19 protein-coding genes are annotated in these 18,893 nt (G+C 70.7%); 10 read left to right on the top strand and 9 right to left on the bottom strand.

The annotated features are described in order from the left end of the window. The first annotated feature begins 81 nt into the window (after nucleotides 1–81). The 3 genes from ACQHIV_RS18240 (at nucleotide 82) to ACQHIV_RS18230 (ending at nucleotide 5,362) form a co-directional block, all read left to right on the top strand. Entirely contained in the window at nucleotides 82–2,523 is a 2,442-nt protein-coding gene (locus ACQHIV_RS18240; protein WP_427895851.1) for a WD40/YVTN/BNR-like repeat-containing protein, read from the top strand. A gap of 92 nt (nucleotides 2,524–2,615) precedes the next feature. Further along, the gene (locus tag ACQHIV_RS18235; protein WP_427895849.1) at nucleotides 2,616–3,359 is read left to right on the top strand and encodes an alpha/beta fold hydrolase; all 744 of its coding nucleotides are present in this window, start codon (nucleotides 2,616–2,618) and stop codon (nucleotides 3,357–3,359) included. Nucleotides 3,360–3,430: 71 nt separating this feature from the next. Beyond that, entirely contained in the window at nucleotides 3,431–5,362 is a 1,932-nt protein-coding gene (locus ACQHIV_RS18230) for a TIGR03960 family B12-binding radical SAM protein (protein WP_427895847.1), read from the top strand. On the opposite strand, the gene ACQHIV_RS18225 is transcribed toward ACQHIV_RS18230, so the two are convergent. From ACQHIV_RS18225 to ACQHIV_RS18205, 5 genes are all read right to left on the bottom strand, one after another. Further along, nucleotides 5,359–6,648, bottom strand: coding sequence for an HAD-IA family hydrolase (locus ACQHIV_RS18225; RefSeq protein ID WP_427895845.1), 1,290 nt, complete (start codon nucleotides 6,646–6,648; stop codon nucleotides 5,359–5,361). The genes ACQHIV_RS18230 and ACQHIV_RS18225 overlap by 4 nt on opposite strands. 62 nt (nucleotides 6,649–6,710) lie before the next feature. Further along, nucleotides 6,711–6,887 carry a hypothetical protein gene (locus tag ACQHIV_RS18220; RefSeq protein WP_427895843.1) on the bottom strand — a complete coding sequence of 59 codons (177 nt, stop codon included), beginning with the start codon at nucleotides 6,885–6,887 and terminating at the stop codon, nucleotides 6,711–6,713. A gap of 110 nt (nucleotides 6,888–6,997) precedes the next feature. Continuing rightward, entirely contained in the window at nucleotides 6,998–9,280 is a 2,283-nt protein-coding gene (locus ACQHIV_RS18215) for a M43 family zinc metalloprotease (RefSeq protein WP_427895841.1), read from the bottom strand. 237 nt (nucleotides 9,281–9,517) lie between these two features. Then, a complete protein-coding gene (locus ACQHIV_RS18210; protein WP_427895840.1) occupies nucleotides 9,518–10,441 on the bottom strand; it encodes a M56 family metallopeptidase in 924 nt (307 codons plus the stop codon). After that, nucleotides 10,438–10,788: a BlaI/MecI/CopY family transcriptional regulator gene (locus tag ACQHIV_RS18205; RefSeq protein ID WP_427895839.1), complete on the bottom strand. Its 351-nt coding sequence runs from the start codon at nucleotides 10,786–10,788 to the stop codon at nucleotides 10,438–10,440. Before ACQHIV_RS18205 ends, ACQHIV_RS18210 begins: the two co-directional genes overlap by 4 nt. 79 nt (nucleotides 10,789–10,867) lie before the next feature. Here ACQHIV_RS18205 and ACQHIV_RS18200 point away from each other — a divergent pair, with 79 nt between their 5' ends. From ACQHIV_RS18200 to ACQHIV_RS18190, 3 genes are read left to right on the top strand one after another with little or no spacing between them, the layout of a single operon-like run. After that, nucleotides 10,868–11,440, top strand: a complete 573-nt coding sequence (locus ACQHIV_RS18200; RefSeq protein WP_427895837.1) for a phosphatase PAP2 family protein — start codon at nucleotides 10,868–10,870, stop codon at nucleotides 11,438–11,440. Further along, complete coding sequence (locus ACQHIV_RS18195) at nucleotides 11,437–12,048, top strand: DedA family protein (protein ID WP_427895835.1); 612 nt, start codon at nucleotides 11,437–11,439, stop codon at nucleotides 12,046–12,048. Before ACQHIV_RS18200 ends, ACQHIV_RS18195 begins: the two co-directional genes overlap by 4 nt. Further along, a complete protein-coding gene (locus tag ACQHIV_RS18190) occupies nucleotides 12,045–12,347 on the top strand; it encodes a hypothetical protein (RefSeq protein WP_427895833.1) in 303 nt (100 codons plus the stop codon). Before ACQHIV_RS18195 ends, ACQHIV_RS18190 begins: the two co-directional genes overlap by 4 nt. Before the next feature lie 6 nt (nucleotides 12,348–12,353). Here ACQHIV_RS18190 and ACQHIV_RS18185 read toward each other — a convergent pair whose 3' ends face one another. Then, entirely contained in the window at nucleotides 12,354–13,334 is a 981-nt protein-coding gene (locus tag ACQHIV_RS18185) for a GNAT family N-acetyltransferase (protein ID WP_427895831.1), read from the bottom strand. Between the two features lie 221 nt (nucleotides 13,335–13,555). Here ACQHIV_RS18185 and ACQHIV_RS18180 point away from each other — a divergent pair, with 221 nt between their 5' ends. Next, entirely contained in the window at nucleotides 13,556–13,972 is a 417-nt protein-coding gene (locus tag ACQHIV_RS18180) for an NUDIX domain-containing protein (RefSeq protein WP_427895829.1), read from the top strand. Here ACQHIV_RS18180 and ACQHIV_RS18175 read toward each other — a convergent pair. The 3 genes from ACQHIV_RS18175 to ACQHIV_RS18165 are packed head-to-tail and all read right to left on the bottom strand — an operon-like array spanning nucleotide 13,962 to nucleotide 16,239. Then, nucleotides 13,962–14,519: an AAA family ATPase gene (locus tag ACQHIV_RS18175; protein WP_427895827.1), complete on the bottom strand. Its 558-nt coding sequence runs from the start codon at nucleotides 14,517–14,519 to the stop codon at nucleotides 13,962–13,964. The genes ACQHIV_RS18180 and ACQHIV_RS18175 overlap by 11 nt on opposite strands. A 4-nt stretch (nucleotides 14,520–14,523) precedes the next feature. Next, nucleotides 14,524–15,402: a prephenate dehydratase gene (locus tag ACQHIV_RS18170; RefSeq protein WP_427895825.1), complete on the bottom strand. Its 879-nt coding sequence runs from the start codon at nucleotides 15,400–15,402 to the stop codon at nucleotides 14,524–14,526. A 39-nt stretch (nucleotides 15,403–15,441) separates the two neighbouring features. After that, on the bottom strand, nucleotides 15,442–16,239 hold the full coding sequence (locus tag ACQHIV_RS18165) for a lysophospholipid acyltransferase family protein (RefSeq protein ID WP_427895823.1): 798 nt from the start codon (nucleotides 16,237–16,239) through the stop codon (nucleotides 15,442–15,444). Between the two features lie 275 nt (nucleotides 16,240–16,514). Between ACQHIV_RS18165 and ACQHIV_RS18160 the strand changes: the two genes are divergently transcribed. The 3 genes from ACQHIV_RS18160 to ACQHIV_RS18150 are packed head-to-tail and all read left to right on the top strand — an operon-like array spanning nucleotide 16,515 to nucleotide 18,799. Beyond that, nucleotides 16,515–17,015 (top strand): DUF1772 domain-containing protein, encoded by a 501-nt coding sequence (locus tag ACQHIV_RS18160; protein WP_427895821.1) that lies wholly within the window; start codon nucleotides 16,515–16,517, stop codon nucleotides 17,013–17,015. 56 nt (nucleotides 17,016–17,071) lie between these two features. Continuing rightward, nucleotides 17,072–17,938 (top strand): hypothetical protein, encoded by an 867-nt coding sequence (locus ACQHIV_RS18155; protein WP_427895819.1) that lies wholly within the window; start codon nucleotides 17,072–17,074, stop codon nucleotides 17,936–17,938. Nucleotides 17,939–17,971: 33 nt separating this feature from the next. Further along, on the top strand, nucleotides 17,972–18,799 hold the full coding sequence (locus tag ACQHIV_RS18150; protein WP_427895817.1) for a TIGR03936 family radical SAM-associated protein: 828 nt from the start codon (nucleotides 17,972–17,974) through the stop codon (nucleotides 18,797–18,799). Nucleotides 18,800–18,893 lie beyond the last annotated feature (94 nt).

Below are 18,893 nucleotides of genomic sequence, written 5' to 3'. Positions count from 1 at the left end.
GTAGAAGCACTTCCGGGCGTGAGGCGCGGGGACCTGACCTGCCCAGCTCATTCACCGAGCGGGAGCGGGAGGTGTCGACCTATGGGCCGACGGAGGAAGATCGCGGGCGTGACGGCGCTGGCCGTCGTACTGGCCGGCGTTGGAGTCGCGGCAGCGGGGACGAGTGACACCTGCGGGATGGCGCGGACGCCGTCCCTCGGGCAGAAGGCGCAAGCCGGCTGGGAACGGGTCGAACGGCAGTTCTCCGGCGAGGAAGGCGAGACCGAGACCGCGGGGATGCCGGCCATCTGCGCCGCGCACTTCGAGCTCGCCGAACGAGCCGGGGCCGGCGCGACCGGGCCGGCGGACTACCTGACAACGAAGTTCTCGTCCGGCAAGGACATCGGGCTCGACCAGGTCCAGCAGGCCCGGACCCAGGCGGCCAAGATCCCGGACGACCCCGGCAACAAGGCCTGGTCGTACGTCGGCCCGTCGAACATCGGCGGCCGGATCGTCGGCCTCGTGGTGGACCCGACCCGGCCGGAGACCGTGTACATCGCGGCCTCGGGCGGCGGCGTCTGGCGCAGTACGGACGCGTCCAAGACGTTCACCCCGGTCTGGCCGGCCGACCAGAACCAGACTATGGGCGCGCTCGACCGCGGGCCGGACGGCACGCTCTGGGCCGGCACCGGCGAGGCGAACCCGCCCGGCGGCGGCCTTACGTTCTTCGGCGACGGCATCTACTCGTCCCCGGACGGCGGGAAGACCTGGCACAACCGCGGCCTCCGCGACAGCGCGGCCATCGGCCGGATCGCGGTCGACCCGAAGAACCCGCGGCGGATCTTCGCGGCGGCGTCGGGTTCGCCGTACAAGCCAGTCTCGCAACGCGGTCTCTACCGCAGCGAGGACGGCGGCCACTCGTGGCAGCAGGTGCTCGCGCCGCCGAACGACACCACCGGCGCCGTCGACGTCGTCATCGACCCGGCCAACCCGCAGCGGATGCTCGCGGCCCTCTGGGACCACCACCGCACCGCGGCGGTCCGGACGTACGGCGGCGTCGGCTCGGGCCTGTTCCGCAGCGACGACGGCGGTACGACGTGGAAGCGGCTGGAGAACGTCTCCAAGCTCTCCGACGGCGACGCCAGCGGCCTGACCAGTGACGCGAGCCTCGGCCGGATCGGGATCGGCGTCGCCCCGAGCCACCCGGACCGCGTGTACGTGGTCACGGGCACGCAGTACGGCGCCGACAAGGGCTTCTACGTCTCCGACGACTTCGGTACGACGTTCACCGCGGGCGGGAAGGCCGGCGGGCGGAGCGGGTACGAGTGGTGGTTCGCGAAGATCTGGGTGGACCCGGCGAACCCGGACCACCTGTTCAGCGCGGACCTCAACATGCGCGCGTCCACCGACGGCGGGCAGACCTGGACCTCGCTGTCCGGGCTGCACGCGGACCAGCACGCGCTCGCGTACGACCCGAACGTCCCGGGCCGGCTGTACGTCGGCAACGACGGTGGCGTGTACCGCTCCGACCAGAACGGGGCGACCAAGACGTTCGTGCACTCCGAGGTGGAGCCGTTCAACCAGTCGTACCACCTGGCCGTCGCGCAGGACGATCCGAACCGGCTGGCCACCGGGCTGCAGGACAACGGCAGCGTCCGCTCGTGGACGGCGGCGACTCCGCCGGGGGACCTGACCCAGTTCAACGCGTTCGGCGGCGGTGACGGGCACTGGGTGCTGATCGACCCGAAGGACCACAACACGTACTACGAATGCCTCCAGCAGGGGACGTGCCACGGCCACCAGGACGTGAACGGCCAGGAGACCAGCTGGAACTTCGGGACCCGGCACAGTGAGCGGATCACCACCGACGCGCCAATGGCGTTCGACCCGAACGATCCGTCGATCGTCTACTTCGGCGGCAACGTGCTGGACCGCTCGACCGACCACGCCCGGACGTTCAGCGCGATCTCCCCGGCCGGTGCCGCGGACCTGGCCGGCGGCCCGCCGAGCGAGGCGTCGGACCCGGTGTACGCGAACAGCTACCACACGATCAGCGCGATCGGCGTGGCCGGCGACTCGAAGACGCTGTACGTCGGCACCGACAACGGGCTGCTCTGGCGTACCGACGACCTCGGCGCGCACTGGACCAAGCTGACCGGCGTGCCCGAGCGCTGGGTCAACGCCGTGGTGGTCGATCCGCGGCAGCAGGATCACGTGTGGGTGGCACTGTCCGGGTTCCGCGAGGGGTCCGCGGCCGCGTCGGTGTTCGAGACCCGGGACGGCGGCCGCAGCTGGACCGATGCCAGCGGCAACCTTCCGAACGCGCCGGTGGAGATGCTCAGCTACGACCCGGTCCGCAGCCGGTTGTACGCGGCCACCGACTTCGGCGCGTTCACGATGCGCGCCGGGCAGAAGCACTGGACCCGGATCGCCCGCGGCCTGCCGCAGACCTCGATCCTCGACATCAAGGTCAGCGGCGACGGCAGCACGGTGTACGCCGCCACGTTCGGGCGAAGCATCTGGAAGGCGCCTGCCCCGAAGTAGCGGCGACGACAAGCGCCGGGGTCGCGGAACACGCCATTGCTTGTTCCGCGACCCCGGGGCATGTGCCCGAGACGGTACGTACAGTGGTCGGCATGCGACTCAACTACGTGGAGACCGGTTCGGCTGACGCACCCGTCGTACTGCTCGGATCGTCGCTCGGGGCAGATCACACGATGTGGGCGCCGCAGGTCGACGTACTCGCGGAGCGCTTCCGGGTGATCGCGTTCGACCACCGCGGTCACGGCGGCTCGGAGGTACCCGACGGGCCGTACACGATCGAGGACCTCGGCGGCGACGTCGTCGAACTGCTCGACACGCTGGGTGTCGAGCAGGCGTCGTACGTCGGCATCTCGCTCGGCGGCGCCGTCGGCCTCTGGCTCGCCCAGAACGCCCCGGACCGCCTGCATCGCCTGGTCGCGATCTGCCCACCGTCGAACCCCGCCGCGACCCCCGACCTGTGGACCGGCCGGGCCGCCCAGGTCCGCGCCGAAGGCACCCAGTCGATTGCCGACGCCACCCTGGGCCGGTGGTTCCTCCCCGACTTCAAGGACGTCGACCCGATCCGCGAGATGCTCCTCGCCTGCCCCGCCGAGGGCTACGCCGCCTGCTGCGAAGCCCTCAGCACCACCAATCTCCTCCCGGGCCTGGCCGGCATCTCCGCCCCCGCCCTGATCATCACCGCCGACTCCGACACCTCCGTCCCGCCCGAAACCGTCATCCCCGTAGCCACCCAGATCCCCGGCGCCCACCTGGAAATCCTCGAAAACGCCGCCCACCTCGTCACCTACTCCCACCCCCACCTCATCAACCCCCTCCTCCTCGCGCACCTGGCCTGAGCGCGATTCCGGCGTACAGGGGCGTCGGCGTTAGGCTGGTAGGCGCTCTGGACCGCTGACTGGAAGTGTTTATGACTGTCGAATCGTTGTTCCCGCGCCTGGAGGCGTTGCTGCCGGGTGTGCAGAAGCCGATCCAGTACGTCGGGGGTGAGCTGAACTCGGTCAGCAAGGAGTGGGACGCGGTCAGTGTGCGGTGGGCGCTGATGTACCCGGACGCCTACGAGGTCGCGCTGCCGAACCAGGGTGTGCAGATCCTGTACGAGGTGCTCAACGAGCGGGAGCACATTCTGGCCGAGCGGACGTACTCCGTCTGGCCGGACATGGAGAAGGTGATGCGGGACAACCAGATCCCGCAGTTCACGCTCGACTCGCACCGGCCGGTACGGGCGTTCGACGTGTTCGGGCTGTCGTTCTCGACCGAGCTCGGGTACACGAACATGCTGACCGCGCTGGACCTGGCCGGGATCCCGCTGCACGCCGCCGACCGGACCGGCGAGGACCCGATCGTGCTGGCCGGCGGGCATGCCGCGTTCAACCCGGAGCCGATCGCGGACTTCATCGACGCCGCGGTGATGGGCGACGGGGAGGAGATCGTGCTGGCGATCTCCGAGGTGATCCGGGAGTGGAAGGCCGAGGGACGCCCGGGCGGGCGGGACGAGGTGCTGTTGCGGCTGGCGAAGTCCGGCGGCGTGTACATCCCGCGGTTCTTCACCGTCGACTACCTCGACGACGGGCGGATCCAGCGTGTCACCCCGAACCGTCCCGGCGTACCGTTCCGGACCGCGAAGCACACGGTCATGGACCTCGACGCGTGGCCGTACCCGAAGAAGCCGCTGGTTCCGCTGGCCGAGACCGTGCACGAGCGGTACTCCGTGGAGATCTTCCGCGGCTGTACCCGTGGCTGCCGGTTCTGCCAGGCGGGGATGATCACCCGGCCGGTCCGCGAGCGCAGCATCACCACGATCGGCAACATGGTCGAGAACGGGCTCAAGCAGTCCGGGTTCGAGGAGGTCGGGCTGCTCAGTCTGTCGAGCGCCGACCACAGTGAGATCGCCGAGGTCGCGAAGGGCCTGGGGGACCGGTACGAGGGCAGCAACGTGTCGCTGTCGTTGCCTTCGACAAGGGTCGACGCCTTCAACATCACGCTGGCGAACGAGTTCTCGCGGAACGGGCGACGCTCCGGGCTGACGTTCGCGCCCGAGGGCGGGTCGGACCGGATGCGGAAGGTGATCAACAAGATGGTCACCGAGGAGGACCTGATCCGCACGGTCGCGGCGGCGTACAGCCACGGCTGGCGGCAGGTGAAGCTGTACTTCATGTGCGGTCTGCCGACCGAGACCGACGAGGACGTGCTGGCGATCGCCGACCTGGCGAAGAAGGTGATCGCGACCGGGCGGGAGGTGTCCGGCCGGCGCGACATCCGCTGCACGGTGTCGATCGGCGGGTTCGTGCCGAAGCCGCACACGCCGTTCCAGTGGGCCGCCCAGCTGGGCGCGGAGGAGACCGACGCCCGGTTGGCGAAGCTCGGCGCGGCGATCCGCTCGGAGAAGCAGTACGCGAAGGCGATCGGTTTCCGGTACCACGACGGCAAGCCCGGCATCATCGAGGGCCTGCTGTCCCGCGGCGACCGCCGTGTCGGCCGCGTGATCGAGGCGGTCTGGCGCGACGGCGGCCGGTTCGACGGCTGGAGCGAGCACTTCTCGTACGACCGCTGGATCGCCTGCACCGCGCAGGCCCTGGCCGACGAGCCGGTCGACCTCGCCTGGTACACGACCCGCGAACGCGAGTACGCCGAAGTCCTCCCGTGGGACCACCTGGACTCGGGCCTGGACCGCGACTGGCTGTGGGAGGACTGGCAGGACTCCCTCGAAGAAGACGGCGCGATCGAGGTCGAAGACTGCCGCTGGACCCCCTGCTTCGACTGCGGCGTCTGCCCGCAGATGGGCACCGAGATCCAGATCGGCCCCACCGGCAAGAAGCTCCTGCCGCTCTCGGTGGTCTAGCTGCGGGCCGACAGCAGCAGGTCGGTGAGGAGGATGTCGGCGGCGCTGCCCAGGACCAGGTCGGCGTCGGCGACGGATGCAGGCTGGACGTAGGGGTTGGGTACGGCGACGGTGTACATGCCGGCGGACCGGGCCGCGGCGACGCCGTGCGGGGTGTCCTCGACGGCGATTGCGAAGGGACTGCCGAGCCGTTGCAGGGCGAGGTGGTAGATCGCCGGGTCGGGCTTGTGCGTGGTGACCTCGTCGCCGGTGGTGATGTGGTCGAAAAGGGGGACCGCGTCGACCCGTTCGAGGTGGGGGAGTACCCACGAGCGGGGCGAGCTGCTGGCGATGGCGACCGTGAGGCCGAGGTCGCGGGCGGTGCGGATCCACTCGAGGATCCCGGGGCGGAAGTCGAGGTCGGCGTGCAGGCGGTCGCGGTGGGCTTGGCGGCGGGCGTGGCTGGCGGAGCGGTCGTAGCCGGTGCCGACGGCCGCGGCGAGTACGGCGTACCGCTGCTCGGTGACGTCGCCGCCGTGCCCGGGCCAGAAGCCGTCCAGGTCGAGCTCGAGCCCGTGGTGCGCCCATTCGGCCTGCCAGCTCTCGACCATCGTGGTCTCGGTGTCCATCAGCAGCCCGTCGAAGTCGAACACGATCGCCTCGGCCTCGACCGGCACCAGCCGTGCCGCCAGGCGGTGGATCTGCCCGGCGGACAACCCGAGCCAGGACAGGTACGCGCGGACGCCGCCCAGTGAGTCGAGGTGGTCGAGCGAGCCGAGGATCGTCTCGGGACGGGTCCGCGCGAACTCGGGCCCGTCCTGCGTGCCGAGGTTGACCTCGCTGATCGCGTAGTCCGCCGCGATCCGGTCCCGCGGTACGCCGGCCAGCTCCAGCAGTACGGCGACCGTGAGCCCCGTCCGGTCCTTCCCGGCTTTGCAGTGCACGACGACCGGCAGGTCCGCGGGTGCGTCCGCGATCGCGGCGAAGATCCGGCGGATGTGGTCCGCGTTCCGCGTCAGGCTGTTGCGGTACACGTCGACCAACCGCGGCTCGGCGTCCGGATCGCGCAGCTTCTCTGCCTCCGGGTCGATCCACGGGATCCGCCGGTACGCCGGGTCGCCTCCGAGCGGATGCCGCTCCTTCAGCTCCCAGTCGGACCGCAGATCGAGCACGAGGCCCGCGCCGAGCGCCCGCAGTTCGTCCGGCACCGTCGCGAACGCATCCGTGCGGACGAGCGCCCCCGCGCGTGTCGGTACGCCGTACCGGGTAGGAAGTCCGCCGATGTCACGCGCGTTCGGGCTCCACATGGACGTCAGCTTAGAGCCCACGATGGGGAGAACCAGGAGGGACGTCCTCCCCAGCGAGGGGGTCAGGGCTGCCAGGTGATGTCGAGCCGGTCAGGGTCCGACGTGACGATCCGGCCGGTCTTGCCGGAGCTCAGCGCGACCCGCCCGGTGGCGTCCCACCGTCCGCCCGGGCGGGCCTCGGGAGCGTCGCCGCGGCCGATCGCGTCGTCCACCAGGCTGCCGTCGGGGCGGAACTCCACCCCCCGCCGGCCGCGGGCCGGCGGGAAGGCGTAGTCGTCGCGGCGGTAGACGCTGATCCCGTCGTGGTCCTCCTCGAAGGAATGCGTCCAGTGGCCGACCGGTGAGCTGGTCAGATCCCCACCGCCTGTCCGATCGAGGCCGGCGACTCCGGGATCGTCACCTTGAAGTCGCTGATCACGCCGCCGAGCGCCTCGTACCCGGTGACCGACGGTCCCCAGGCCGAGCCGTCCCACCACTTGTGGTACAGCTGCTTGTCGGTGCCGGTGACGAACACGTCCAGCCGGTTGGTGTCCCAGGACACGACCCGCGGTTCGCCGGTGCAGATCCCGCCCAGGTACTCGTACCCGGTGACCGACGGTCCCCACGCGGACCCGTCCCACCACTTGTGGTAGAGCGCCGAGTCCGTCCCGAGCAGGAAGACGTCCAGCCGGTCCGAGCCCCACGAGACCACGGTCGGCGCCGACGTACAGACGCCGCCCATGTACTCCCAGCCGTTCCAGGACGAGCCGTCCCACCACTTGTGGTACAGCGCCGAGTCGGTGCCGATCACGAACATGTCGAGCCGGTTGGGGCCCCAGGCAACCACCCGTGGCGGCGACGCGCAGACGCCGCCGAGGTACTCGTACCCGTTCCAGGCCGAGCCGTCCCACCACTTGTGGTAGACCGCGTTGTCGGTCCCGAGCACGAACGCGTCCAGCCGATCGGGGCCCCAGGCAACGACTTCGGGCGGGCTCATGCAGATCCCGCCCAGGTACTCGTACCCGTTCCAGGACGACCCGTCCCACCACTTGTGGTACAGCGCCCGGTCGGTCCCGAGCACGAAGGCGTCCAGCCGGTCCGGACCCCAGGTCGCCAGCCGCGGGTGCGACATACAGACGCCGCCGAGGTACTCGTACCCGTTCCACGCCGAGCCGTCCCACCACTTGTGGTACAGCGCATGGTCGGTCCCCAGGACGAAGGCGTCCAGCCGGTTCGGCGCCCAGGACGCGACCTCAGGTGCGCTCATGCAGATGCCGCCCTGGTACTCGTACCCGGCGACGGACGGTCCCCAGGCCGATCCGTCCCACCACTTGTGGTACATCGCCAGGTCGGTTCCGAGGACGAACGCGTCCAGCCGGTTCGCGCCCCACGACACCACCGAGCCGGCCGGTTCCGGGGTCGCCCGCGCCGAGGTGAAGACCGGCAGGTCCTTGCGGACGGTCTCCAGCGTGGCCTGCATCCGGGCCACCTGGTCGGTGGTGAACATGACCATGCCGCGGTCGTCGGTGTAGTCCATGTAGTCGTAGAACAGGTCGCCGTTCGGCCCGTTGCTGCAGGTCACATGCGGGAACGTCGGTACGCCGAAGTTCGGGCCGGCCGCGTTCGGGGTGTCCGCGCACTCGTCGCTGCCGGTGCAGCCGGTGCCGTCGTCGCCCCAGATGTGCAGCAGGTTGAAGAAGTGCCCGACCTCGTGCGTCGTCGTCCGGCCGAGGTCGAACGGCGCGGCCGCCGTACCGTTCGTACCGAACCCGCTGTGCAGGATGACGACGCCGTCCGTGGCCGCCGGCCCGCCCGGGAACTGCGCGTACCCGAGCAGGCCGCCGCCGAGCTGGCAGACCCAGATGTTCAGGTACTTGTCGGCCGGCCAGGGGTCGATCCCGCCCGTCGCGGTCGCCTTCACCTTGTCGTCGGTGGTGAAGCTCGTGGCGCTGGTCTGGGTCCGGGTGACGCCGTTCGTCGGGTTGCCGCTCGGGTCCTGGGTGGCCAGGAAGAACTCGACCTGGGCGTCGGCGATCAGGCCGCTGAACACGCCCGGCACGATGCTGGTGTCCGGGTTCGTGGCGCGGTAGTCGCGGTTCAGGACGTCGATCTGGCTGTCGATCTGGGCCTGGGAGATGTTCTGCGCGTTCGTGTTCCAGACCACGTGGACGACGACCGGGATGCGCGCGGTCCCGGCGAACCGTTCCGGCCGGGCGAGGTAGCTCATCGTCGCGGTCTCCAGCGCGGACCGGCGCGCGGCGTACTCCGGTGACGTCGACAGCAGCCGCCGGTGCACCTCCATCACCCCGCACTGCCGGCGGCTCGGGGTCTCCACCCGGCCGTCGCCGGTCGCGCCGCCCATACCGGCACCACCCGCCGTACCGCCGCCGTTCATCCCTGCACCACCGGCCGTGCCGCCACCACTCATCCCGAGCCCGGAAGCCGTGCCGCCGCTCCCCATGTCCGCCGCGGCCGATCCGCCACCAGCCATGTCCGCCGCGGCCGATCCGCCACCAGCCATGTCCGCCGCGGGCGATCCACCACCACTCATGCCGGCGGCGGGCGACCCGCCACCGCTCATGCCCGCGGCGGGCGACCCACCGCCGCTCATGCCGGCGCCGGCCGCCCCGTCGCTCTTCGCCTTCTTGGGCATTGCTCCCCCTTCCGCGGGGGCGCGCGAGCAGACCGGCGTACGTGTGCCGAACCGAGGAGCTCACCCCCAGCGCACACCCTCGACCGAAGGCCGTCCCGCCGCCTTCCCCCACCGAGCAGTCGGCCCCCAAGTCACTGCTCTGCACTTCACGATCCACCCGTCACCGCCCGCGCACAACCCCTCGCGCACCGGTACTCCACACCGCCGGAAACCCCTGGTGGCGTTGCGGATTTTCAATCAGGTGTGTTGCCCGGCGCTCGGCCGCTCGGCGTGCTCGAACAGCGCCTCACCGGTGTGCTGTACGGCGGCCGCCGGCAGCGCGCCGACCGCGAACACCGCGATCGTCGCCGCGATCACGAGCGGCCGGCGGCGCGGTGGTGGTGCGAGCAGCGCCCGCACCCGCGCCTCCAGATCCCCACCGGTCGCGGCGACCAGCGGGACGGGATGCGCGAACCGCGTCTGCAACTGTGCGACCCGGACCAGCGTCGTCGCGACCAGCCGACGGTCGCCGACGGCGCGGGCGGCATCCTCGTCGGCCCACCGCTCGACAGCGGTCGCGGCGGCCCGGGCGGCGGGGCGCAGTACCGGGTTGACGGCCGCGGCGAGGCCGGCGGCCAGGTTCCACCAGGCGTGGTGGTGGACGAGGTGCGACTTCTCGTGCGCCAGCAGTACGGCGCGCTGGCGTGGATCGAGCGCCCGGAGCAGGCCGCTGGTGACGATCACCCGGCCCGCCGGTTGCGGCGTACTGAACGCGTCCGGCCGTTCGTCGTCGAGTACGACGAGGTCGCCGACCGCGGTGAGGCCGCGGCACGCGCGGTGTACCTCGACCAGCGCGCGCATCTGCCGGAGCCCGGTGACGAGCACCGAGACCAGCGCGAGCAGCACCAGGCAGCCCGCGATCGCGGCCGGCCACGCGGGCACCGGACTGTCGACGCGCAGCAGCGCGGGGGACCAGGCGCCCTCCTCGGCGACGAACGGGAACTGCCCGATCCACGTGAACGCGAGCACCGCCAGGATGAACACGCCGCTGGCCGCCGACAGGACATTGCCGACGATCAGCAACCTCGCCGCCCCGGACGGCGGCAGCCGGCGACTCGCAACCGGCGCGACCACCGCGTAGCCGACGATCACGATCAGCCCGAGGACCGCGGCCGTCGTCACTCGGCGTCCTGGAGGAGGTCGACGAGGAGCTGGGACTCCTCGGCGGAGAGGCTGCGGGCGAAGCGGGTGAGTACGGCGGCGCGGTCGCCGCGGGCGTCCAGCAGGCGGTGGATCTGGTGCGCGGCGACCTCGGCCGAGTCGACGACGGCGGTGTACTCGTACGACCGGCCGACCCGGGTGCGGGTGGCCAGGCCCTTCGCGGCCATCCGGCCGAGCACGGTCATCACGGTCGTGTACGCCAGCTCGCCGTCGAGCGCGTCGAGGACGTCGGACGTGGTCATCGCGCCGTCGCCGGCCGCGAGCGCGGCGAACACCTGCTGCTCCAGGTCGCCCCGGGCACGACTCATCAGCGGTCTCCTCACGACTACTACAAAGAACGTAGTAGCATCAATCTACTACCTGAATTGTAGTAAGAGGGGATCCAGGGTGAATCACTGGCTGTTCGAGCAGTTCAACGCGTTCGCACGCGCCACGCCGTGGCTGCATGCGCCGGCCCAGTTCTACGCGCAGTACGGCGTGGTGCTGTTCGGCGTACTGCTGGTCGCCGGGTGGTGGATCGCGCGCCGCTCCGGCCAGGTGATGGGGGTGGCTGCGGCGATCAGCGCGGGAGGTGCGACGCTGTTGGCTGTGGCAGTCAACCAACCGATCGTGCACGCGGTCCACGAGGCCCGCCCGTACACGACGCTGCCGGGCATCCTGGTGCTCGCGAACCGCAGTACCGACCCGTCGTTCCCGTCGGACCACGCGACGATGGCCGGCGCGGTCGCGGCCGGGTTGTGGATCGTGAACCGGCGGCTCGGGATCGTCGCGGCCGCCGCCGCGGTGCTGATGGCGCTCACCCGGGTCTACATCGCCGCGCACTACCCGGGCGACGTGCTCGCCGGGCTGGCGCTCGGCGCGATTGTTGCCGTCGGCACCTGGTTGCTGGTGCGCCGGGCGTTGAGCTGGGGAGTGCGCGCGGTCGCGGAGACACGGCTGCGGGTGGTTCTGCTGTCATGAAAGGACTGACCGACTGGCTGCTCGGGCTGCACGGGATCGCCGTGTACGGGATGGTCGGGCTGCTGGTGTTCGCCGAGGACGCGCTGTTCGTCGGCTTCGTGCTGCCCGGCGAGACGGCCGCGGTGCTCGGCGGCGTGACCGCGGCGCTCGGGCACGCGTCGCTGCCGATCGTGCTGGTCGTCGTGATCCTGGCGGCGATCCTCGGCGACACCGTCGGGTACGAGGTCGGGCGGTACTTCGGGCCGCGGCTGCTCCGGATCCGGGCGCTGTCCCGGCACACCGGGCGCCTCGACGCGGCCCGTAAACAGCTCGCCGAGCGCGGCGGTACGGCCGTGTTCCTGGGCCGGTTCGTGGCGTTCTTCCGGGCCACGATGCCCGCGCTGGCGGGGATGTCGGGGATGCGGTACCTGAAGTTCCTGGCCTTCAACGCGGCCGGCGGGGCAGTCTGGGGGACCGCCGTGGTGCTGCTCGGGTACCTGGCCGGCAACTCGTACTCCAAGGTCGAGCAGACGTTCGGCCGGGCCGCGGCGCTGGTCGTCGCGGGCATCGTCGTGGTCGTGATCGTCGCCTGGCGGATCCGCAAGCACCGCCGGGAGCGGGTCGCATGACCAGCTCCCGGAAGGTCGTCGCCTGGCTGGTGCTGACGGTGGTCGCGTTCGGCGTACTGCTCGCCTGGGCGTTCCCGGACGCGATCGAGCACCGCGGCCAGATCCACACCGTCTCCACCCAGGTCGTCGTCTGCGCCGCCGAACAACCCCACACCACCCGCACCCAGGTCCTCCACCACCTGGCCGATTGCGCCGGCGAGAACAACGCCGTACGCCGAGAACTCCGCGACGAACTCACCGCCCTCTTCCTGGTGGGCGTAGCCATAGCCGGCACCTGGTACCTGACCCGCCGCTCGTAGCCGCCCTCAGAGTTCGCGTTCCCAGGCGGTGCGTTGGGCTACTGGGCGGAAGCCGAGTTTGTTGTTGACGGCAATCATTGGGGTGTTCTCGGGGGCGTTCCAGGTGTGCAGGACCGCGGGGTGGGGGACGCCGGCCTGGAGGGCTGCCAGGTTGGGGAGTTTTACCGCGATCCCCAGGCGGTTGCCGCGGTGTGTGCGGCGTACGTACGTGTCGTACTGGTTCAGCCGCTCCGGGGTCTCCGGCGTACCGCCCATCTGGGTGTACGCCGCGAGCTCGCCGGAGGCGGTGTGGACCGCGGCCGTCGTGTACGTGAACCGGCCCTGCGCGACCCGCCGGGCCTCGGCGTCGCGGACCAGCTCGGGTGTCCAGCGCACCGGTTCGTCCGTACGGTCGCCGGTCGGGACGTCCTCGCTCATCCCGCTGAGCAGCTCGACGAACTGCGGCATCCACTCGTCCGGCGTGTGCTCCCGCCACTGCAGGATCTCGTACCCGTCGACCGGCTGCTCGACCAGGTTCTGCACCGGCAGCTCGACCACCTGGTGCAGCTCGGCGTGCTTCTTCACGAACCCCCGCGCCCGCGCGAACGCCGTACCCGCGCTCTCCCCGGTCTCCGGGTCGCCCGCCATGTTCGTCCCCGACAGGATCCGCCGCCCCGCGTCCCGCGCCCGCCCGACCGCCACCTCCAGCAGCCTGCTCGCCACGCCGCGCCGCCGGTACTCCGGAACCACCGCGAGCTCGACGTCCACGGTGTCGGTGTTCCCCACCAACCACCAGTCCAGCCACGCAACCCCCACCCAGGCCCCGTCCACCACCATCCCGAGCCCCTCGGCCCGCACATCCGCATGCGTACCGGCCATCACCACCCGGGCTTCCTCAACCCCCAACCCAGCCGGAAACTCCAACTCCTCCCGCCGAACCCCGAACTTCACCTCGTAAAACCGCCGAAACACGTCGGCATCCCGCCCGTCCACACCCACGATCTCCACGCCCAAGACCCTAGTCGCCCCCACACCCGCCGACCCCCGCGACGTCCGACCGCCTCAACAACCCACCAGGTGCACCACCCACCACGACATGTCGGCTCCCCGGGTAGTGCGCCTGAGCGTGATCGTCCCCACGCGTACACCGTCTCGGCGGTGTACTACCTGTCGCTCTGTACCCCACAGAGCCGCACTAGCCTGTTCACAGAGCCTGGGAGGTATGCACGGTGCCGATCGCCACGCTGTACCACTTCGGGGTGTACGCGCGGATCCGCGCCGCCGGCCGCATCCTCCTGGTCCGCAAGACCCGCGGGCCGTACGCCGGCCTGCTCGACCTCCCGGGCCGGAGCCCCGAACCCGGCGAGTCGTGGACGCAGACTCTCGAGCGTGAGCTGCACGAGGAACTCGGCGTACGGCGTTCCGTCGTGGGGGAGTTCACCGAGTTCAGCCTCCGGGTCCGACGCACCTCCGCCGGGCTGCCGATCGACTTCCGCCATCGCGGGGTGTTCGCGGACAGTCCCGGCCCGGCCGATCTGTCCGCGACGGTCCAGTCGCCGGATACCAACGGTGCCGAGTGGTTCGACCTCCACACCGACGACCACCAGCGTCTGAGCACACTCGTGCGGGAAGTGCTCAGGAAATAGAGCGTGCCGCCTTGAGGATCTGCGTGGGTCCCGCGGGGGTGCTGATGTGTGGCAGGCCGTCGAGGTGGGCGAGCATACGGTGCTGGTAGCGGGTGGTGCGGGCCAGGAACTGGTCGACCAGGTGGCGGCCGTCGTGGGGGAGGGTGGGGTAGCCGCTCGCCTGCTGGATGCGGCTCCTGAGCACCCGCTCCGACGCGGTCAACCAGACCGCGGAGGTGTACGGCGTAGTCAGGCGCCGCACGTACTCCGGCCACACGCCCGACCCTTCCAGTACCAGCCCAGGCCCGTCGACCGCATGCGCCGTGACCAGCTCCTCGATGCGCGGCCACATCCGCTCGTAGTGCGCCAGGAGCGCATCGACCAGAGCCCCGGCGTCGTGTGACCGATAGTGCTCCACCACATGCGCCGGTACGTCGCCCCACGGCCGCCCGGGGTGCCGCCCGAGCCGGTCTGTCGACACGTACGTGAACCCGAGCCGCGCCGCGAGCGCACCCGCAGCCGTGGATTTGCCGACGTTGGACGTCCCACCGATCAGCAGAACCCGCACGGGGTCAGTGGTGGGGGCGGAGGGCTCGGTTGGCGGCTGGTTCGGCGATCTGGGCGCGGAACTCGTTGGCGGGGTAGACGCCGAGGATGCGGACCTCGACCGAGAAGAAGGCCAGTTCCTCGAGCGCGAGGGCGACGTTCGGCTCCTCGGGGTGGCCTTCGATGTCGGCGTAGAACTGGGTGGCGAAGAACATCCCGCCGAGCTGGTACGACTCCAGCTTGGTCATGTTCACGCTGTTCGTCGCGAACCCGCCGAGCGCCTTGTACAGCGCCGCCGACACGTTCCGGACCCGGTACACGAACGACGTGATGACCGGCCCGGAACCCACCGGCGGTACGTCGGGCTCCCGCGACAGCACCAGGAACCGGGTCGTGTTGTGGTGCTCGTCCTCGACGTCGGACGCCAGCGTCTCCAGGCCGTACAGCCCGGCCGCGGCCCGCGGCGACAGCGACGCCACCGTGGGATCGCCGAGGTCGGACACCTCCCGCGCGGCGCCCGCGGTGTCGTCGGCGACGACCGTCGACCACCCGTGTTCGCGGATGATCTTCCGGCACTGCCCGAGCGCGTGCACGTGGCTGCGAACCGTCCGGATCCGGTCCAGCGACGTACCGGGTACGCCGAGCAGCTGGAAGTGGATCGGCAGGAAGTACTCGCCGACGATGTGCAGCCCGGACTCCGGGAGCAGGTGGTGGATGTCCGCGACCCGGCCGGCGATCGAGTTGTCCACCGGGATCATCGCCAGCCCGGCACGTCCGCTGCTGACCGCGTCGAGGGCGTCCTCGAACGTCGTACAGGGCAGCTGCTCGCGCTCGGGGAACATGTCGGTGCATGCCATCGCCGAGTTGGCGCCTGGCTCACCCTGGTATGCGATCGGACCTTCCACGATCTCCCAGCGTAGACCCATCCCGTCTCACGACCCGGATCAGGTGTCCGTCTTGCGGACCTTGTCCGGGGCGCCGGTGACCGCGCGGCCCTCGAGTGCCTTGGCCTTGGTGGCGTACATGTCGATGTACTCCTGCCCGGACAGCTCCATGATCTTGTACATGATCTCGTCGGTGACGGCGCGCAGGATCAGCCGGTCGCTCTCCATCCCCTCGTACCGGGAGAAGTCCAGCGGCTCGCCGAACTTGACCGTCGGCGACGCGAACGACGCGACGATCTTCCCGGGCGGGGCGACCACGTCGGTACCGATCACGCCGCACGGGATCACCGGCACCTTCGCCTCCAGCGCGAGCCGGGCGACGCCGGTCCGGCCCTTGTACAGCCGGCCGTCGTGCGAGCGGGTGCCCTCCGGGTAGATCCCGAACAGCTCGCCGCGCTCCAGCACCTTCATCCCGGCCCGCATCGCGCCCTCGGACGCCGACCCGCCGGAGCGGTCGATCGGCACCTGCCCGGTGCCCTTGAAGAACCCGCGCTGGAACCGGCCCTTGATCCCGGCCCCGGTGAAGTAGTCGGACTTCGCCACGAACGTCACCCGCCGGCGCAGCACCAGCGGCATGAAGATCCAGTCGGAGTACGAGAGGTGGTTGCTGGCGATGATCGCCGCGCCGGTGTCCGGGACGTTCTCCGCGCCGACGATCTTCGGCCGGAAGATCCGCTTGACCGGCGGCCCGACGACCACGTTCTTCAGCACCCAGTAGATGCCCTTGCCGTCGCCGTCCCCGGCATCCACGACCGCAGGGTCCGGCTCCCGCCGCGGCGACTGTGCCGGTTCCGTCATCGAAGTCCTCTCCTCACGTTCCCCGAAATCACATGATGCCGCACGACGGCCCGGTTCGGGGCCTGCTCGGCACGCGGGAACTCCTCACACTCCGCCGCCGCTCCTCGTAAGCCAGTGACGGCCGGCAGATTCTTGCTATCGGCAACGCTTCCGGCCGGGGCGCGCGGCGGTGAGTTTCCCGGACATGGAGGTGAGCCTCGCCGACATGTTCCCGGCGCTCCGGAGCTTCTAACTTTTCTGGTGCGGGAGATTCCCGCCGTACTGGGAGGAGCGAGATGAACGGACTGCGGGTGGCGTCGTTGATGGCGGCCACGATGACCACGGGCCTGGTGGCCGGCGTGTACGGGATCTACGCGAACGCGTTCATGCCCGGCCTCGGGAAGACCGACGACCGGACCTTCGTGGCCGCGTTCACGGCGGTCGACCGGGCGATCCTGAACCCGCTGTTCCTCGGCCTCGGGTTCGTCGGCGCCCTGCTGCTCACGCTGCTGGCCGGCGTGGTCAACCTGAAGGAGAAGGCGCTGCCGTGGATCGCGGTCGCGTTCGTGCTGTACCTGATCTCGATGATCGTGACGATCGCCGTCAACGTCCCGCTGAACGACGCGCTGCGGGCCGCCGGGGATCCCGCCACGATCGACGTCGCCGCGGCCCGGGCGGCGTTCGACGAGGCGAAGTGGACGACGTACAACCTGGTCCGCACGGTGCTCGCGCTGGTGTCGTTCGGCCTCCTCGGCTGGGCCTTGTTCCTGACCGGAAAGTCCGCCGTCCAGCCCTGAGGCTCTTCGCGGCATTTGCAGGTACCGTTCGACGCGACCGGACCTGGGGGGTAGTGATGAAGGACTGGTGGGACGACCGCCCGGTGTTCTCGACCACCGACAAGGGGGCGCGCATCACCGGGCTCGCTCCGGGCGAGTCGCCCGGCCACGTGACGGGCCGCCTCGCGATCCTCGCCGCGCTGTGCTTCGCGGGCTGGGTCGCCGCGAGCTTGCTGGGTACGTCGTGGTTGTGCAACGCGTCGTCGGCGCCGGGCGAGACGTGCGCCGTGGATCTCCCGGGCGGCGTCCGGCTGCTCTGGCGGATCCTCGCGACCGTTGCCGCCGCGTACTTCCTGCTGCACTTCTCGCTCTCTTTCGGGGAGCAGGCGCGGCAACGACTCGGCCAGAGCAGGGCCGCGGGACTGTTGGTCGGGTCGGCATTGCTGGCCGGGATCGCTGCGGGCGCAGGTTTTTCGGTCGTGACCGGCTTCTCGGTCGATCCGTCCGAGACGCTCCGCCGAACCCTCGACTTCCGGGTCGGCACCGAGGCGTACGCGATCTCCGCCGCGATCGCGCTGGTCGCCGTCCTGTGGTGGATCTTCGTCCTGGGCCGGCTGCCCGCGGCGCTGGTCGCCGCCCGCGAACGGCAGGCAACGATCGAACGACTGCGCCGCGACGGCCGCCGGTACGCCGGAACCGTCACGCTCGGCCGGATCGTGTTCTGGCTCGGGCAGAGCCCGGAGCTGGAGGTCACGATCGCGTACGACTCACCCGCCGGGGCGCACGAGATCGCGGCCCGGATGCGGACCTCGCCCGACCGGGTGCCCGCGAACGGCAGCAAGGTCGTCGTCCTCGACGATCTCCGCGGCGACCTGCACATCGAACTCGACCGCGACGGCGGCCCGTCGTTCGAGCCTGCGGAGCGCTACCGCGCATCGGAGTGAGCGCGGCGCCGCACGGCCTGCGAGAATGCGGGCGTGCCACCAGTACAAGCTCCGCCGTCGCAGCAGCTGCCCGCCGTCCAGAAACTGCGGGTCCGGTTCGCCAAGCGCGGCCGGCTGCGATTCACCTCACACCGCGACTTCCAGCGGGCGTTCGAGCGCGCCGTCCGGCGGGCCGAGCTGCCGGTGGCGTTCTCGCACGGCTTCAGCCCGCACCCGAAGATCTCGTACGCCGGCGCCGCGCCGACCGGGGCCGCGTCCGAGGCGGAGTACTTGGAGATCTCGCTCACACACGAGCGGGACGCCGAGCAGGTCCGGGCCGCGCTGGACGAGGCGTTGCCGCCCGGCCTCGACGTACTCGAGGTGGTCGTCGCGGGGCCGGGAGCGCTGGCCGAGCGGCTGGAGGCCAGTGAGTGGCGGATCGCGTTGCCGGGTGCGGATCCGGAGGCGGCCGCGGCGGCGGTCGGAGCGTTCCTGGCCCGGGAGGAAATTCTGGTCGAGCGCATGACCAAACGGGGGCTTCGCTCGTTCGACTGTCGGGCCGCCGTTCTCCGACTCACCGTCGTGAGTGAACCGGGGTCGGTTGCGACGTGTGCGATACTGCAAGTGGTGTTACGGCACGGAACCCCGGCCGTGAGACCCGACGACGTTCTCGCCGGTGTGCTCGAGGTAGCGACGCTGACGGTGACGGGCCCGGCTCTTTTGACCAGGCTCGCCCAGGGCCCGCTCACCACGGACACCGGCACGGTGGAAGACCCGCTCGCTCGTGACCGCGACGCCAACCAGGCGACCGCGACCGGCCAGGCAGGTCCCCGCCAGACGCACACAGCGGAGGGCGACGCCGCCGCTCCCTCTGTGCCCTGAGCGCGGGCGGAGCGGATCCAGCAGGCTTCCGCCACGCCGCGGCCCGGGCAGCATCCAGGGCCAGGCATGGCGAACCGTGACCGCCTTACGGCCG

Origin of the sequence: Kribbella polygonati, assembly GCF_050320105.1 — a bacterium.
Taxonomy (GTDB): domain Bacteria; phylum Actinomycetota; class Actinomycetes; order Propionibacteriales; family Kribbellaceae; genus Kribbella.
The sequence above is the reverse complement of the archived record's forward strand: the minus strand, read 5'-3'. Positions and strand labels throughout refer to the sequence as shown.